This window comes from uncultured Slackia sp., assembly GCF_934630525.1.
Lineage (GTDB): Bacteria > Actinomycetota > Coriobacteriia > Coriobacteriales > Eggerthellaceae > Slackia.
In genome coordinates, this window is the sequence record NZ_CAKTVX010000006.1 from 80,666 (window position 1) to 96,888 (window position 16,223).

Annotated in this window: 12 protein-coding genes; 9 read left to right on the forward strand and 3 right to left on the reverse strand. The window is 58.3% G+C overall.

Features of this window, described 5'->3' with window-relative positions; translation table 11 throughout:
* Positions 1-187 precede the first annotated feature (187 nt).
* Complete coding sequence (gene ilvC / locus Q0D41_RS06375; protein WP_114615268.1) at positions 188-1,192, forward strand: ketol-acid reductoisomerase; 1,005 nt, start codon at positions 188-190, stop codon at positions 1,190-1,192.
* 150 nt (positions 1,193-1,342) lie between these two features.
* On the opposite strand, the gene Q0D41_RS06380 is transcribed toward ilvC, so the two are convergent.
* Together Q0D41_RS06380 and Q0D41_RS06385 are read right to left on the reverse strand one after the other, a co-directional pair.
* Positions 1,343-1,705, reverse strand: a complete 363-nt coding sequence (locus Q0D41_RS06380) for a phage holin family protein (protein WP_294376864.1) — start codon at positions 1,703-1,705, stop codon at positions 1,343-1,345.
* A gap of 21 nt (positions 1,706-1,726) precedes the next feature.
* A complete protein-coding gene (locus Q0D41_RS06385; RefSeq protein ID WP_294376866.1) occupies positions 1,727-4,111 on the reverse strand; it encodes an HNH endonuclease in 2,385 nt (794 codons plus the stop codon).
* A 161-nt stretch (positions 4,112-4,272) separates the two neighbouring features.
* Between Q0D41_RS06385 and rlmD the strand changes: the two genes are divergently transcribed.
* From rlmD to Q0D41_RS06405, 4 genes are all read left to right on the forward strand, one after another.
* A complete protein-coding gene (rlmD, locus tag Q0D41_RS06390; RefSeq protein ID WP_294376868.1) occupies positions 4,273-5,874 on the forward strand; it encodes a 23S rRNA (uracil(1939)-C(5))-methyltransferase RlmD in 1,602 nt (533 codons plus the stop codon).
* Positions 5,875-6,044: 170 nt separating this feature from the next.
* Complete coding sequence (locus Q0D41_RS06395; protein WP_294376872.1) at positions 6,045-6,677, forward strand: nucleoside triphosphate pyrophosphatase; 633 nt, start codon at positions 6,045-6,047, stop codon at positions 6,675-6,677.
* 68 nt (positions 6,678-6,745) lie between these two features.
* Positions 6,746-7,828, forward strand: a complete 1,083-nt coding sequence (gene tilS / locus Q0D41_RS06400) for a tRNA lysidine(34) synthetase TilS (RefSeq protein ID WP_294376876.1) — start codon at positions 6,746-6,748, stop codon at positions 7,826-7,828.
* Between the two features lie 975 nt (positions 7,829-8,803).
* Positions 8,804-9,877, forward strand: a complete 1,074-nt coding sequence (locus Q0D41_RS06405) for an MBL fold metallo-hydrolase (RefSeq protein WP_294376879.1) — start codon at positions 8,804-8,806, stop codon at positions 9,875-9,877.
* Between the two features lie 353 nt (positions 9,878-10,230).
* On the opposite strand, the gene Q0D41_RS06410 is transcribed toward Q0D41_RS06405, so the two are convergent.
* Positions 10,231-11,655: a sodium-dependent transporter gene (locus Q0D41_RS06410; RefSeq protein ID WP_294376881.1), complete on the reverse strand. Its 1,425-nt coding sequence runs from the start codon at positions 11,653-11,655 to the stop codon at positions 10,231-10,233.
* 267 nt (positions 11,656-11,922) lie between these two features.
* Here Q0D41_RS06410 and Q0D41_RS06415 point away from each other — a divergent pair, with 267 nt between their 5' ends.
* From Q0D41_RS06415 to Q0D41_RS06430, 4 genes are all read left to right on the forward strand, one after another.
* Positions 11,923-12,195: an ACT domain-containing protein gene (locus Q0D41_RS06415; RefSeq protein WP_114615240.1), complete on the forward strand. Its 273-nt coding sequence runs from the start codon at positions 11,923-11,925 to the stop codon at positions 12,193-12,195.
* Positions 12,196-12,357: 162 nt separating this feature from the next.
* Positions 12,358-13,722, forward strand: coding sequence for a PFL family protein (locus tag Q0D41_RS06420; RefSeq protein ID WP_294376884.1), 1,365 nt, complete (start codon positions 12,358-12,360; stop codon positions 13,720-13,722).
* Between the two features lie 177 nt (positions 13,723-13,899).
* Positions 13,900-15,417 (forward strand): sodium:alanine symporter family protein, encoded by a 1,518-nt coding sequence (locus Q0D41_RS06425; RefSeq protein ID WP_114615239.1) that lies wholly within the window; start codon positions 13,900-13,902, stop codon positions 15,415-15,417.
* A gap of 203 nt (positions 15,418-15,620) precedes the next feature.
* On the forward strand, positions 15,621-16,196 hold the full coding sequence (locus Q0D41_RS06430) for a biotin transporter BioY (RefSeq protein ID WP_294376889.1): 576 nt from the start codon (positions 15,621-15,623) through the stop codon (positions 16,194-16,196).
* Positions 16,197-16,223: the final 27 nt, after the last annotated feature.

A 16,223-nucleotide genomic window follows, 5' to 3' on the forward strand; every position in this document is an offset into this window, starting at 1 on the left:
TCGACGATCGGTCTGTCCAGCAGGGCTTGGTACGCGGAGGAACGTGCAGCGTGCTCAAACAGTCCTGAGCTCGCACGAACAGCACATTAAGTGCTGTTCGGCTCGTGCGGAACTGCGCCATGCACGCTCCGCCGCGCGCCAAGCCCTTGCAAAGTTGTTGTATGCAGTCAAAGAAAAGGAGAAACTCATGGCTGTTACTATCTATTACGAAAATGACGTGAACCCCGAAGTCATCAAGGGTAAGAAGGTTGCGATTATCGGTTATGGCTCGCAGGGCCATGCCCATGCGCTCAACCTCATGGACTCGGGCGTCGACGTTCGCGTTGGTCTGCGCGAAGGCTCCAAGAGCTGGGCTAAGGCTGAAGAGGCTGGTCTGAAGGTCATGCTCGAGGACGAGGCTGCCGAAGAAGCCGACGTCATCATGATTCTTATTCCCGATGAGCTGCAGCCTGAGGTTTACGAGCAGCACATCGCTCCGCACCTGCATGCTGGCGACACGCTCGCTTTCGCTCATGGCTTCAACATCCACTATGGCTACATCAAGGCCCCCGAGGACGTCAACGTCATCATGTGCGCTCCTAAGGGCCCGGGTCACATCGTGCGCCGCCAGTTCACCGAGGGCTCTGGCGTGCCCGACCTGGCTTGCGTCGCTCAGGACGCTACCGGCGATGCTTGGGATATCGCCATGTCCTACTGCTGGGGCGTTGGCGGTGCCCGTTCCGGCATCATCAAGGCGACCTTCGCGCAGGAGACCGAGGAAGACCTCTTCGGTGAGCAGGCTGTTCTTTGCGGCGGCCTCGTTGAGCTCGTGAAGGCTGGTTTTGAGACCCTGACCGAGGCTGGCTATCCGCCCGAGCTCGCGTACTTCGAGTGCTATCACGAGATGAAGATGATCGTCGACCTCATGTACGAGTCGGGCATTCACTTCATGAACTACTCCATCTCCAACACGGCTGAGTACGGCGAGTACTATGCCGGCCCGAAGGTCATCAACGAGCAGTCTCGCGAGGCCATGAAGGAAATCCTCACTCGCATCCAGAACGGCGAGTTTGCCAAGGAATTCGTTGCCGACTGCAAGAACGGCCACAAGTGGCTCTTCGAGCAGCGCGAGGCCATCAACAACCACGAGATCGAGAAGACGGGCGCGAAGATTCGCGACATGTTCTCCTGGGTCAAGAGCGACGAAGAGTAAGAACGACGCGCATTTAAAAAGGAGCCGAAAGGCTCCTTTTTTGTTTGCGATGACGTCTCTCGCCGGGTTGGCGTTTTGGTGCGCTGGTGTTGCGCAGGGGCGTGTTTTGCCGAGCTTGCCGCGCTTTGAGGAATTGTCGCGCTTTCGGCTCTATTCGATGATGGAACTCAAAATCGAACTTGCGATGCTGATCACGATGCTCGCGATGAATGCGCTGCCGAATGACGCGATATAGAAATCAACGCCGAACAGCCCGCCCGAAATGCCCGATGCCAAGTACAGCATTGCCGTATTCACGACCAGGTAAAACAGGCCGAACGTGAGCACCGTGATAGGCAGGCTCAACGCTTGGAGAATAGGCTTCACGGCCATATTGAGCAAGGCAAGCACAATTGCGAACGCCACGACGTCGATGACGGAATTGCCCGCCGTGGCAAACCCAATGCCAGGAACGAGCCAAACGGTAAACGCAACGGCAAGGGCGGTAATGAGCCAACGAACGATGAACTTCATGATGGTGCCTTTCTGCGAGTCTTACTGGGTTGCTTTTGCTTTGGCGTCTCCTTCGGCTTCCGCGTTTCGGTTTTGCTTTTCGGACCCCTTGTTTTCGGCGGGTTCTTTCTTGCGTCGCCTCCTTCGGTGGCGCTTGCCTTCGGAAGCCTTGCCCTCGGGGGCCTTACCTTCCGTTGCCGTGTTTTCTTCGGGTTTGGCCTGAGACGCCTCATCCAGCTTGGCCGCTTCCTTCGGTTTCTTTGAGTTGATGATATCAAGGCTTTGCTTCAATGGGCCATTTGGAAGCGATTTGTAAACCGGCTTGGTCGCTTCTTCGCGCAGCAGTTCTTCGGTGCACGCGGCAACGATTTCGTCGTCGCGAATGAGCTTGCGCACAGAAGTCCTCATGAGTTTTTGGAAATTGCCGAGCAGCGAATGCGTCGTTTGCGGCAACTCCGGTTGGCCGTGTTTTGCGCGGGTCTGTGCATCTTGCGCGATAAGGCGAATGCAGACAAGGCACGCGTCGAAAGCGCATACCTCATCGGGGCAGGTGAGGAAGGGCTTGAATGCCTTGTACACCGGTTTCGCGGCGGAAGCGAACTGCTTGCTGCTGGCATCGTCTTTGCGAGAAAGCTTGCGCGCCGCTTTCAGGTACGCCTTGGTCTCGCGCGCAAGTGCTTCGCGCGCGGCGGCCCAATCGATTTCTGCCGTATCGCGCTTCGGATCTGCTAAATGCTCGCAGCGTTTAGCAGATTTCTGGTCGGCCTGACTCGAAGAAGAGGATTGCTTCGAAGAAGAGGCCCGTCTTGAAGAAACGGCTTGTTCTGAAGGATCGGCCTGATCAGAAGGAATGGGTTGTTTCGAAGAGTCGACCTGCTCTGAAGAAACTCCCTGTTCAGATGGCGTATTCTGACAAGGGGACATATTCTGGCAAGAAGGTTCAATCTGTTCGGAAACCTCCGCTTCCGCCAATGCTTCGACGATGGAGGCTTCATCGATGTCGGCTTTCCCCTCTGCGGCGGCGACCTCATCGATGTCGGCTTCGTCTTCTGCGGTGATGACGGCTTCTTCGATAACAGCTTCACCCTCTGCGGCAGCGCCTTCTTCAATCGCGATTTCGCACTCTGTCGCGATGAGGGCGTCCTGGGGGTATTCGCTCGCGCGCTCGGCTTCTGTGCTTGTCTCGTCGAGAATATCGCTTTCGACCTGCGATCCTTCGCTCGCGATCTGCTTTTGAGCCTCGCGTCGGGCCGCTTTTTCCTCGGCGCGACGGGCTTCGGCGCGCTTTTTGCTCGCGCGCCGTTTGGCCGCTTTGGTTGGACCTTCTCCGTTAATCATTTCCTGTGCGCGGGCACCCGAGCGCACGCAGACCGCGTCGAGTTTTTCGGCTACTTCGGCCAGGCCCTCTTCGGCAGCCGTTTGAAGGCTCGATTTCTCTTCGGCCTTATGATCGCCACGTGCGGGAATCGCCGCCAATTCGGCCGCTTCTGCAGCCGCTTTTTCCTCGGCGGCTCGCTTTTCAGCTTCGCATTGGGCCTCTTCCGCGCGCTTTATGGCAAGAATTTCAGGAGCTTCGGGCGTAGCGAATACGCCCGCTTCGTCAAGCACGGGCAGAGGGTTGCAGGTAAACGTGCCGGCAGGCGCTTCAACGGGGATTATTTCCGCGCGGTTCGGTTTTTGCGATTCGCCGGCCGAAATCTCTGGGGCGTCGAGCGCCTCGCTATTATTCGCGCTGTCATCTGCAATCGCGTTTTTGGTCGTCTTGGGTGTCTCGAGCGCGCGTTTGAGCGCCTTCTTCTTTACGCGGCGCAGCTTCATTGCGCCCATGGGCTTCACTTCCGCGAGAAGCCCGGCGTCGCGCACAGCGTCGTCGAGCGGCGCAGTTAGGCCGCAGGGCCCCATGTTATGGATGCGCGTGTGCTCGTCGTGCGTGAGCACCATGAGGTTTACCAGGCGATCGTCGGTGCGGTATCCATTAACGTGATGAACTTCATGTTCGGCATCGCCTTTTTTGAAATCGAGGAATGCCATGGCCACGAGCACCGAACGGTACACGCGTTTCTTGTGAGCCATGCCGCCGCGGCGGCCGCGTCGCGATGGGTGTTGCTCTTCGGGCTTGTAGGCGATTTGGTAGCGCCCGTTCGCGAGCATCATGCGCGGCTCGGACCCGTCGATGAGGCGCACGTTGCCTCGATCCGACACGAGGAACGGCGTGAGGCCGCAGTACACCTGGCGCCACTGCTCGGGCATCGACCCTTCGAGGTAGGCGACGGCGTCGCGGGCCGTTTTCATGCGTCCGCTTCCGTTTGCGCGCCATCCGCAGGCGTGCAGCGAGATGCGGTCGGAGTTGCGAAGGTATTCGGTTGGTCGGAATCCTTGGCGATAGAGCCATAAGAATTCGCGAAGGTCTTTGAAAAATGATGGCATAGGTGGCCTTTCTTGGTGGCCTTTGAACGCCGTCACGCGGCGTGGTTTTCCAGCCGCCAATTATACGCGAGTTGCGCGTGGGGCGAAAATGCCTGTGTACGGGGCGTGTTGCCGCGAGTGAGCGGTGCCGCGCGCGGGCGCCGCATAGTAGAATGGCAGGCATGAAAAGCGGAAATCACAAAAACTCATCTACGGCGCGCGGTGCTGCTGCTCAGCGTCGCAAGCCGAGTGCTCGACCGGGAAAGGTCGACGAGCGTCGCGTGTCGAAAGGCCGCGGCGCGAAGGGCGATGCGCCCGCGAAAAACGAATTGGCGACCTTCGATGGCACGAAGCTGAATCGCAAGGGCGGAAATCGCTCGATGGACGCCCGTTCCGGCAAAAACAATCTGGATAGGCCAGGCAAGCCGAGCGATGCGAACAGGTCAAACAAACCGAGCAAACTGGGCAAGCCAAGCAAACCGAACAAATCGGGAAAGGCATCTAAATCGGGCAAACCGGCCAAGTTCGCCAAGGCTGCGCCGGCCCGCCGTAACGGCGAGCTTCGCGCGGGCTGCGCTCGAGGAAACGCTGCGCCAGGGGCGTTTTTCTGCCCTATTGACAGCAAATGCGGCGGTTGCGAGTGGCTTGCTGTGCCGTATGCCGAACAGCTGAAACGCAAGCAGCGCGAAGTCGAGGGCCTTTTCGACGGTTTGCTCGACCCCGAAACGGCGGTGCGGGCTATCCTGGGCATGGACGACCCGCGTTACTATCGCAACAAGGTCGTGTCGCCCTATGTTGGCATATGGGACAAAAAAGCACGTCAAATGCGTGTTTTGTGTGGAATGTACGAACGCGGAACGCATCGCGTGATCGATTCTGACGAATGTCTGCTCGAAAATCGCGAAGCCAAGCGCATTATTCTTACGATTCGCGACCTCATGCGCCGTTTCCGCATTGAGCCTTACGACGAAGACACCGACGAGGGTTTCCTTCGCCATGTGCAGGTGCGCATCGGGCATACGTCGGGCGAAATCATGGTCACGGTGGTCACGCGTGAAGATCAATTCCCCGGCGCGAAGGGTTTCGTGCGCGCGCTGCGCGAGAAGCACCCGTCCATCACGACGGTCGTGCAGAACGTGAACACGCGTCAAACGAATGTAATCCTGGGCGATAAGGAGCGCACGCTGTTTGGCCCGGGCTTCATTCTCGATGAGCTGTGTGGGCTGAGCTTCCGCATTTCCTCAAAATCGTTTTACCAGGTCAACTCAACGCAAACGGAAGTGCTGTATCGTCGCGCGATCGAGATGGCGAAGCTTACGGGTACCGAGGTGCTTATGGACGCGTACTGCGGCACGGGCACGATTGGGCTTGTGGCCGCGCGCGGCGTTGACGGCAATCCGGGCGCCGCACGCGTGATTGGCGTTGAGGAGCGCCCCGATGCCGTGGCCGACGCCCGCAACAATGCGCGTCACAACGGCATCAAGCGAGCCGAATTCGTTGCGGCCGACGCGGGCGAATACATGCACCTCATGGCCGACGAGGGGGCGCCGCTCGACGTGCTCATGATGGATCCGCCTCGTGCGGGCTCCACGCCGGAATTCCTCAAGGCTGCGTGCGAGCTTGCGCCCAAGCGCATCGTCTACATTTCGTGCAACCCGCAAACGCAGGCGCGCGACGCGGCGTTTCTCGCCGAGCGCGGTTGGCGCATCGTGGAAATGCAGCCGGTGGACATGTTCCCGCACACGAGCCACGCCGAGAATATTATTTTGCTCGAACGGCGATAGATATATATAGGTAAGACGAGATTGGTGCAGCGATTCGCGGGCTGTGCGCTTCAGGAATGAGCCCAAGTGCATCGCGGCGTGCGGATCCATTGAAGGACGGCACGTCGCGTCTCGCCGCCGCGCGACACTGACATGGTCTTCGTTCGATAGAACGCCGGAAAGGAAAGTTCATGCCCCAGAAAGTTGAAATCATTCTTGCAAGCGGAAGCCCCCGCCGTCGTGAGCTGCTTGAGCGTGAGGGCGTATCGTTCACGGTGCTGAGCGCCGATGTAGACGAATCTCTCGAACCCGATTTGCTGCGCCAGCCCGAGGAAGCTGCTAAAAAGCTCGCCGAGCGCAAGGCGGGCGCCATTGTGCAGCAGGTGCTTGGCGACCCCGAATACGTGGGTGCCGCGGCGATCATCGGCGCCGACACCGTAGTTACGGCAAACGGAAAGATCTACGGCAAGCCCGTCGACGAAGACGACGCGTGCCGCATTCTGGGCGAGCTTTCCGGCCGTCCCCATCAGGTTATCACAGGCGTTTCGGTGTGGCTCGTGAGCGCGCCGCCCAACAAAGAGGTTTCGCTGGGCTTCCGCACGTTCACTGAAACGAGCCGCGTGACGTTCAAGGAACTCACCGACGAAGTTATCGCCGAATACGTTGCCGGCGGCGAGCCCATGGACAAGGCTGGCGCTTACGGCATTCAGGGCGACGGCCGCGCTCTGGTCGAGAGCATCGATGGCGACTTCGACAATATTGTCGGCCTGCCGGTAAAACGCCTGCTGGATGAATTCTCCGAGATTTTTGAAGCAGCGCAGTAACGAACGTTTTTCGAAAATGGGCGCCTAGCCGATTCGTCGGCTGGGCGCTTTTGGATGATGGGGCCGCCATGGCGCACAAAACCGTATATGATCACGCGCTTGCCACGGTGCGCGCACACGAGATGGCAGGAGCCGACGCCTTCGCGGTGGCTATGGTGAGCGGCGGCTCCGACAGCTGCGCGCTGGCATATATGGTGGCCGATATGGTGGCCGCCGGCGAGCTGGGTGCGGCGGTTATGCTGCATGTGAACCACAAGTTGCGCGGTGAGGCGTCCGAAGGCGACGCCCGATTTGTGGCCAAGCTGGCTGAAACGCTCGGCCTGCCGTTGTTCATGTGCGAAATCGACGTGTCGGCGCTCGTGCGACAAGGTGGCAATATGGAGGCCATCGCTCGCGACGAGCGGTATAAAGCCGCGCGTCAGGCGATCGAAAGCACCTGTTCTCACCTGGGCTTTTCCGAAGAATCAGCGCGCGTATACACTGCGCATACCGCAGACGACCGCGTGGAGAACTTCTATATGCGCTCGATTGTGGGCACGGGTCCGGGCGGGTTTCGCTCCATGAATTACTGCGTGAATATCGGTGGCATGTGCGTGTGCCACCCGCTGCTCGAGCTGGGGCGCGACGACTTGCGGGCGTTCATCGCGGAGCGCCCGTGCGCCGTGCGAGACGAATCGGGCGAGCTGTGGCGCGAAGATGCCACCAATGCCGATACCGACTACTTCCGCGCGTTCGTGCGCCACGAAATCGTGCCTCGCGCCAAAGGGCGCAACCCACGCCTGCTTGAAACGCTCACGCGCACGATGAACCTTATCGCCGAAGAGGACGACATGCTCAGCAGTCAGGCGTGCGAACTGCTTCTTTCCAAGGTGCAGCCGTTGGGCCAGCTCCCGAGCGAGGGCTTCTTGGTTTCGCCCGACATGGCGCATGTTGAGCGCCCGCTTGCTCGTCGCGTAATCGATCGAGTGCTTTCGCTCGCGCTTGGCCGCGATGCGCGCATCGAAACGGCTTCAATCGAAACCTGTCTCGACGGCTTGGGCAAATCGGGCTTCGTGTCGAACATCCAGGGGAATTTAGCGGTGAGCTATAACAAGAATGGCCTGCGAATTGAGCCCATGGACGCCTTCCGCGCCCGCAGGAAAAAGCTTTAGGCTGAGCAATTCGATGGGCGCAGGCGGCCGACCCGAAATGCAAAACGGCGCCAAGAATGCAAAACGGGGCCAAGGGATGTTGATGCGACTTGAACGGGAAATCCCGCGCCACGAAAATGCCGCATCCTCATCCTTTGGCCCCGTTCAAACAACGGAGCTCTGAACTAGAGGAGCGAAATAATTGCGGGAGCCTCGCACATGGCGAAGAAGCACATGGCGAAAGCGACGGTTGCGGCCAGGTAGGTGTAGGCGGTCTTGTTGGATTCCATGGTTGTTTCCTTTCTTGGAATGACGTGTGATCGAGCTGAGCGCGACGCGCGGGGCGCAAAACGCCATGCGCGCCTGAATCGGGCAACAAAAAAGCAGCGCACGGCGTTTCGAGAACGGAGCGTGCGCTGCCTGAAGAAGTGCATATGGGGCACAAGAGGGCTAGGGCATGCTCCTGAATCGTCGTCGCGTCTGTCGGATAACGATGGTCATGCGCTCAAGCCTCCTTCAATTTCGATCGAGTGAACATGCGGCATAGTGCCGTTGCTATCGTGCTTTATCGTGCGATAGCGTGGCGAATATATTGCATGTTCTCGACATTGCATGCAAGAACTTTTTTAAAAAACTCGAGTTATGAATTTCTGCGCACAACTTGCAGTCGAAAGGCTTCCAAGCTCATGCAAGACGCAATTTTCCGCCATTGCGGCAAGACGTCTCGCATGAAAATGCACGAAGTGCGTACCTTGTATCGAGACCAATGGAATGAACCCAACCTGCTGAATATGTGAACTGGTGTTTTGAAGTACGTAAGGTCTGTCTTCTGAGGAAAAATCCTAGAGGGTACGCACTTCGTGCGTTTTCATGCGAAACACCGCTCGTCACTATTTATTGTGCGCTTTTTACTCATGCGTCTCGAGTTCGAATTGTTTGCGTAAGATGGACGAACTGGGCGCGGTTCGGGCCGCGCATGATAACGGAGGGGGCTGCATGAACGAAGGCGTTGCCGAGGCGAGCGAACGCATGCTGAAAGGCGCGGGCGCGTTTGCCCACGAAACCCCCTATGCGGTAGGCAAGCACTATCGCCAAATCAACTCGAGCCCCGATGTGTATCTCGTGCGCGTGCCGTTTTTGAATATCTCCACGTCAGAGACGAATTGCTACCTTATTTGCGACGGCGGCGAATGCTTGGCCGTCGATACGGGAGCGCCGACGCCCGAAGGCGCCGCTCTGCTCGATGCAGCCATCGACGAGCTCGGTATCGACAAGTCGCGCATGTCGTTTTTCTTGACGCATTTGCATATGGACCACGCCGGCCTCATCGATCATGTGGCTCCCAAGGAAGCCCCCATTGCCCTGAGCCTCACCGACTTCAATCTTATGGCGGCTTCAAGCGATGCCGAATACCTGCGCATCACCGAAGCCCAGGTAAGCGCCGAGGGATTCGATTGCGACCTTGTGCATAAATCGGCTCGTTACGGCATGGGCATTCCCAGCTTCAAGCCCGAGGGGCGTAACTTGAAATTCGTTGCCGAAGGTGACGTTATTGTGGTAGGGCAAACGAAGCTCGAGGTCGTCGATACCGCGGGCCACACGCCAGGCCACCTCTCGCTTTTCCATCGCGAATCGGGTCTGTTGTTTTCCGGCGACCACATTTTGTTTGCCATCTCGCCCGGCTTGGGCCTGCGCTTGGGAATCGTCGATACCATGGGTATTTATTTGGCGAACTTGCAAAAGGTGTGTGACCTGAGCGTTTCGCGACTTCTGCATTCTCATGGCGAAATTCGTCCCGACTGGCGCGAGCGCGTTGCGTGGCTTAAAAACCACCATTGCGAACGCATCGAGCAAGCGGCGGCGTATATTGCCGAGCACCCTGGCACAACGGGCGCCGACGTGGTGAAAAACCTTACGTGGAATGTGCCGCAGGCTTGGGAAGATATTTACCCAGCTCAAAAGTGGTGCATCGTCGAAGGTGGCATTATTATCCTGAACCACCTTATTGCCGAGCATCGCATCGTGCGCGAAGCCGACGCCGAACACGTCAGCCGCTATTCGCTGCTGTAGCTCGCCCGTGCCCTTTTCGGCTTTCCGACGCACGTCCCAAGACCACGGTCTGCTACCGCTCGCTTCGCTCGCTATGTGCAGCCCTGGCGGTGTTTCGTTTTTCGAATAAAAGCAGATATGAACACCGACGGTCTTCGGCCGCGTGCCGGACAGCCGAAAAGGGCGGGCCTGGTTTCCGTTTCCGATAGATTCCGCACGAGCCGAACAGCACTTAATGTGCTGTTCGTGCGAGCCAGGACTTGACCGAAGCGGAAACGGGGACCAGGCCCACCCAAAGAAGGCATGCATGGTGAAGCGGTAGCGAGCCGTGGCCTGCAAGAGGGCCCAGCCGCGCTGGCGCTGCAGGCGTTCTTCTACAATCCGAACCAGATTTGGAACTTCGGGATATACCCCATGATGAAAATCACCACCATGAGCACGGGAATGCCGTAGGCGATCCATGCGTGCGCCCACTTCGGGAAGCGCGGGCCGGCGCCGGTGTTTGCTTCGGTGAGGAAATTCTTCCAGCCCCAGCCGTAGCGGCTCGTGCAGAATAGCACATACACCAGGCCGCCCAGCGGAAGCACGTTATTCGAGACAATGAAATCTTCCAGGCTCTGAATGTCGCCGATGCCGGGGAATTGCACTCCCTGCCACACGTTGAAGCCCAGAATGCACGGCACCGAAAGCACGATGATGAGCACGGCGTTGATCGCTACGGCCGAGCGGCGCGAGACGCCCCATTGGTCCATGCAGAACGCCACGATGTTTTCGAACACGCCAATGACGGTGGAAAGCGCGGCGAAGCTCATAAAAATAAAGAACAGCGTGCCCCACAGCTGGCCGCCCCACATTTGGTCGAATACGCTCGGCAGCGTGACGAATACCAGGTTGGGGCCCGAATCGGGCGAAACGCCATAGGCGAAGCAGGCGGGGAAAATAATCAAGCCCGCGAGCAGCGAGATGAGCGTGGAAAGGCCGGCGACGCTTGCAGCTTCGCCCGTCAGGCGACGGTCGCGGCCGATGTAGCTGCCGAAAATCGCCATGCCTGAAGCGCCGATGGAAAGCGTGAAGAATGCCTGGCCCATGGCGGCGTATACCGCATCACCGAAGCCGTTTTCGATCATCTTCCCGAAATCGGGCATGAGGTAGAACTCAAGGCCAGCCTGCGCGCCGGGCAGCAGAACCGAATTGATGGCCAGAATCACGATGGCCACGAACAGGCACGCCATCATGACCTTCGTCACGCGCTCAACGCCGTTTTGCAGGCCTAGGCCAACGATGAAAAAGCCGATGCCGCAAATAATGACCATCCAGAACAGCATTTGGAACGGGTCGGAGAGCAGTGCGGAAAACGCCTGCTCGGCAGCGCCCGATGCGCTTGCGGAAGCGGATGCGCCGAGTCCCGTGAGCTGGCCGGTCGCCATTTTGAACGCATAGGCGATCATCCAGCCGGCGACGGTGGTGTAGAACATCATCAGAATGTAGTTGCCCGCGAATGCGAACCATTTATACCAATGCCATTTGGTGCCTTCGGGCTCCAAAATGTTGTAGCTTCGCGCGCAGCTTTTTTGGCTCGCGCGGCCCACGGCGTATTCCATGACCAAGATGGGCAGGCCGAGAATCACCAAGAACACCAGGTAGAGCAGCACAAACGCCGCGCCGCCATATTCGCCGCATACATACGGGAAACGCCATACGTTGCCAAGGCCAATGGCGCATCCTGCCGAAATAAGAATGAAACCGATGCGCGAGCCGAATTTCTCGCGGCCTTCGGTGGTTTTGGGCGTGGTGCTCATGCGTGCGCTCCTGTCGGAATCGAAAACGAAAACGATGGCCACGCGAACGCCGCCATCGAGAATGTGCAAACCCGAGCATTATACGCAGCAAAACGAGCTCATGCAAAAAGCGTCCGCGCTGCTCGAGCGCCCAGCTACCGAAGGCTGTGGCGCTCTGCTCGTGCAACTCGTGCATTCTGCGTGGTTGGGCGATAAACTGCACATGAGCGAAGAACCGCTATACTACACTACGCTAAAGTGCTCAAAGATCCTTTGGAAAGGTATGCCATGAACAAAGCCATCATCACCGTGGTCGGTCAAGACACCGTGGGCATCATTGCCCGCGTGTGCACGTATCTCTCGGATCACAAGGTGAACGTGCTCGACATTTCGCAAACCATCATCGACGGCTTCTTCAATATGATGATGATTGTCGACTATTCGGCCGCCGATGAAAGCTTCGGCGCGATGGCCGTTGAACTGGAAAGCCTGGGCGAGGAAATCGGCGTGCGCGTGCGTGCCCAGCGTGAGGAAATCTTCACCGCCATGCATCGAATCTAAGCTGGCGACCGCTTTCGTTGGCAAGAAGGCTGGGACTTTGGCGAAGGGCGCATGTGCGTTTCGCGCGACCGCGTCGCGAGGCTTCGCGGAAGTCTGAGCATTTTCGATGAGGCGAAGCCGCCTCGGCCCACCCCAAATTCATCATTTTGGAGACGTATATCTATGATTAATATCCAAGAGGTCCACGAGACCAATGAAATGATTGAGCAGGAAAAGCTCGACGTGCGTACCATCACCATGGGCATCAGCTTGCTCGATTGCGCGTGCGACAACGTGGATGAACTCTGCAACAGCATCTATGCCAAAATTACGACGCGCGCTCGCGATCTGGTCGCCACGGGCGAAGCCATCGAGCGTGAATTCGGCATCCCCATCGTTAACAAGCGCATCACCGTGACTCCCATCTCGCTTGTGGGCGCCTCGGCCTGCAAAACGTCGGAAGACTTCGTGAAAATCGCTCATACGCTTGACCGCGCGGGCAAGGAAGTGGGCGTTGACTTGCTGGGCGGCTATTCGGCGCTCGTGAACAAGGCCATGACTCCTGCCGAAGAGCTGCTCATCCGATCGCTTCCGCAGGCTCTCGCCGAAACCGATATCGTGTGCTCGAGCGTGAACGTGGGCTCCACGAAAACCGGCATCGACATGAACGCCGTGGAGCTGTTGGGCCACATCATCAAAGACATTGCGCATGCCACCGCCGACAATGATTCGTACGGTTGCGTGAAATTCGTCGCATTCTGCAACGCTCCTGACGACAACCCGTTTATGGCAGGCGGTTTCCATGGTGTGACCGAAGGCGACGCGGTTATCAACGTGGGCGTTTCGGGTCCGGGCGTGGTGAGCCGTGCACTCGATGAGGCAATCGGCCGCGATTTCGAATTCCTGTGCGAAACCATTAAGCGCACCGCGTTCAAAATCACACGCGTGGGCCAGCTGGTGGCGCAGGAGGCGAGTCGCCGCTTGGGCGTGCCGTTTGGCATTATCGACCTGTCGCTTGCCCCCACGCCCGCCCAGGGCGACTCGGTGGGCGAGGTGCTCGAGAAAATCGGCTTGGCTCAGGTGGGCGCTCCGGGTACCACGGCGGCACTTGCCATGCTGAACGACCAGGTGAAAAAGGGCGGCATCATGGCATCGAGCTATGTTGGCGGCCTTTCGGGCGCGTTCATTCCCGTTTCGGAAGATAAGAACATGATCGACGCTGCGGCCAACGGATGCCTTACCATCGAGAAGCTTGAGGCTATGACTTGCGTATGCTCGGTGGGCTTGGACATGATTGCCATTCCCGGCGACACCACGGCAGCCACCATTTCAGGCATTATCGCCGATGAAGCGGCTATCGGCATGGTGAACCAGAAGACCACCGCCGTGCGCGTGATTCCCGTCGAGGGCAAGGGCGTGGGCGACATGGCCGAATTCGGCGGCCTCATGGGCTACGCTCCCATCATTCCGGTGAATCAAACGAGCTGCGAGGCGTTCGTGACCCGCGGCGGTCGTATTCCCGCGCCGATTCACAGTTTCAAGAACTAAATCGCTTTCGAATCGAGGGCGCGCGCCTTCAAAACGGAACGCATGGAGGGCCGAGCATTTGTTCGGCCCTTTTTTCGTGCTCATCAACCCGCAAAAGTGTAGGCATTTCAGCTCATGAAATGGTCGACGGCGGAGTAAAATGTTTCAGTTACGTTCCATACCGAAGAAAGGCCCAACGTGGACATCAACGCATTCCTCATTGATGTCACAGGCGAAATCGACGGCTTCATGTATACCTACATCTTGCTGGCGCTGCTTGTGGCAACGGGCATTTGGTACACCATTCGTACCAAGGCCGTGCAAATTCGCTACATCAAAGACATGTTCACCCAGCTCACCGAGAAGAAGCATGTTGGCGGCAAGCATTCCATCTCGTCGTTCCAGGCGCTCATGGTGTCCACTGCGAGCCGCGTTGGCACGGGCAACATCGCCGGCGTTGCAACCGCAATCGCCACGGGCGGCCCGGGTGCTGTGTTCTGGATGTGGCTTATGGCGATTGTCGGCGCCGCGTCGGCATTCGTCGAATCGACTTTGGCGCAGATTTTCAAGGTTCGCGGCGAAGACGGCGAATTTCGCGGCGGCCCGGCTTATTACATCGAGCAGGGTCTGGGCAAGCGCTGGCTGGGCGTGGTGTTCGCCGTGCTGCTCATCCTGTGCTTCGCGTTCGGCTTCAACGGCCTGCAGTCGTTCAATGCTACGAGCTCGTTGACGTATTACACCGGCGACGGTGAAATGTCTACGAAGGCCGCCATCGCGAGCGGTATCGTGCTTGCGGCTATGACCGCCATCGTCATCTTTGGCGGCTCGAAGCGCATCAGCATCATCACCTCGGTCGTTGTTCCCGTTATGGCGCTCATTTACATCGCGATTGCTGTGTGGACTACCGTGAGCAATATCGGCGAGCTTCCCGCGGTGTTCGGCCTTATGTTCGCGTCGGCGTTCGATTTCCAGTCGATCTTCGGCGGTTTTGCTGGCTCGGTCGTTATGCTCGGCATCAAGCGCGGCTTGTACTCCAACGAAGCCGGCATGGGTTCTGCTCCTAACGCCGCGGCTACTGCAAGCGTTTCGCACCCGGTTAAGCAGGGTCTGGTCCAGAGCCTTTCGGTCTACATCGACACGCTGCTCATTTGCACCTGCTCGGCCATGATGGTGCTCGTATTCTACGTGCAAGACCCCGAGACGGCCACCGCGCTCAACGGCATGCCGCTCGTGCAGATGGCCGTGAACAACTCGGTGGGCGAGTGGGGCATTCACGTGATCACCTTCGCCATTTTCGCGTTCGCGTTTTCGAGCCTTATCGGCAACTACTTCTACGCCGAAAGCAATCTGCGCTTCATCAAGGATGACAGCCCCGTGCTGCTTACGGTTTTCCGCATCGTGTGCCTGGTCATCATCTACTTCGGCGCTGTGAACAGCTTCGATCTGGCATGGAACCTTGCCGATATCTTCATGGGCTTCATGGCCATCGTGAACCTTATCGCTATTTTGCTTTTGGGCAAATGGGCCATTAAGGCGCTTGACGACTACACCGAGCAGCGCAACGCCGGCAAAGACCCGGTCTTCGTCGCCGACAAAGTCGAAGGACTGCCGAAAACCCAGTGCTGGCACATTGGCGAGGACGACCTGAAAGACGTCGGAGAGCAGCCGGTGAAGGAATACTTCGCCGATGCGATGGAAGCCAAGCCGCTCGAGTAAATCTCGAAGACGTTCGCCATCTGGCGAACGGAGTGGCGCAAACTCTTGTAATCGTGCATGAAGCCGCCTGTTATGGGCGGCTTCTCTATTTGTTGACAATTCGGGGTTTCGTTCGTCACTATCGCATGGTAAAGTGCTAGGGCATTTGTTAATGGGCTGCTCGTGGTGACGTGCAGTCCTCAAACCTAGGGAAGGTTTCATTCATGCAGAAAAAGCAGACGCTCAAGCGATCGGAGTCGGTCGCGTTTTGCGGATTGGCGATTGCCCTTATCGCGATTGGCGCATGGGTTACGGTGCCTTTGGGTCCTGTGCCGTTCACGTTGCAGACCATGGTGCTCGCGTTCGTGGTGTTGCTGTTCCCCGCGCGCGAAGCGGTGGCAAGCGTTGCTGGCTATGTTGTTCTGGGCGCTCTTGGCGTGCCGGTGTTCTCGGGCATGGCGGGCGGCCTTGCGAAGGTCATGGGTCCCACGGGCGGCTTTATCATCGGCTTTGTGCTGGGCGCTGTTGCTGCGGTGCTTGTGCTCAAGGCATGGAAGGCTCCCTCGTCGAAGGCTCTCGGCTTGGTTCGCGAGTACGTCGCTGCATTCGCTTTCCTCGCGATTTCTTACGTGTGTGGCTGGGCGCAGCTTATGGCTGTTGCGGGAATGAGTCCCATGGCCGCTTTCCTCGCGGGCATCGCTCCGTTCATTCTGCTCGACGCCATTAAAATCGTGATCGGCGTGAGTCTGGCCCATGCGCTTCGCCAGGCCGTTCCAGCGCTTCGCCGCGCGAACGCATAAGAGGCGCTCTGAGAATTGTCCCGGGAA

Bases quoted from the DNA above. Each gene is read 5' to 3' on its own strand.
- ilvC (WP_114615268.1), top strand. From the start codon at position 188: ATGGCTGTTACTATCTATTACGAAAATGACGTGAACCCCGAAGTCATC.
- Q0D41_RS06380 (WP_294376864.1), bottom strand. From the start codon at position 1,705: ATGAAGTTCATCGTTCGTTGGCTCATTACCGCCCTTGCCGTTGCGTTT.
- Q0D41_RS06385 (WP_294376866.1), bottom strand. From the start codon at position 4,111: ATGCCATCATTTTTCAAAGACCTTCGCGAATTCTTATGGCTCTATCGC.
- rlmD (WP_294376868.1), top strand. From the start codon at position 4,273: ATGAAAAGCGGAAATCACAAAAACTCATCTACGGCGCGCGGTGCTGCT.
- Q0D41_RS06395 (WP_294376872.1), top strand. From the start codon at position 6,045: ATGCCCCAGAAAGTTGAAATCATTCTTGCAAGCGGAAGCCCCCGCCGT.
- tilS (WP_294376876.1), top strand. From the start codon at position 6,746: ATGGCGCACAAAACCGTATATGATCACGCGCTTGCCACGGTGCGCGCA.
- Q0D41_RS06405 (WP_294376879.1), top strand. From the start codon at position 8,804: ATGAACGAAGGCGTTGCCGAGGCGAGCGAACGCATGCTGAAAGGCGCG.
- Q0D41_RS06410 (WP_294376881.1), bottom strand. From the start codon at position 11,655: ATGAGCACCACGCCCAAAACCACCGAAGGCCGCGAGAAATTCGGCTCG.
- Q0D41_RS06415 (WP_114615240.1), top strand. From the start codon at position 11,923: ATGAACAAAGCCATCATCACCGTGGTCGGTCAAGACACCGTGGGCATC.
- Q0D41_RS06420 (WP_294376884.1), top strand. From the start codon at position 12,358: ATGATTAATATCCAAGAGGTCCACGAGACCAATGAAATGATTGAGCAG.
- Q0D41_RS06430 (WP_294376889.1), top strand. From the start codon at position 15,621: ATGCAGAAAAAGCAGACGCTCAAGCGATCGGAGTCGGTCGCGTTTTGC.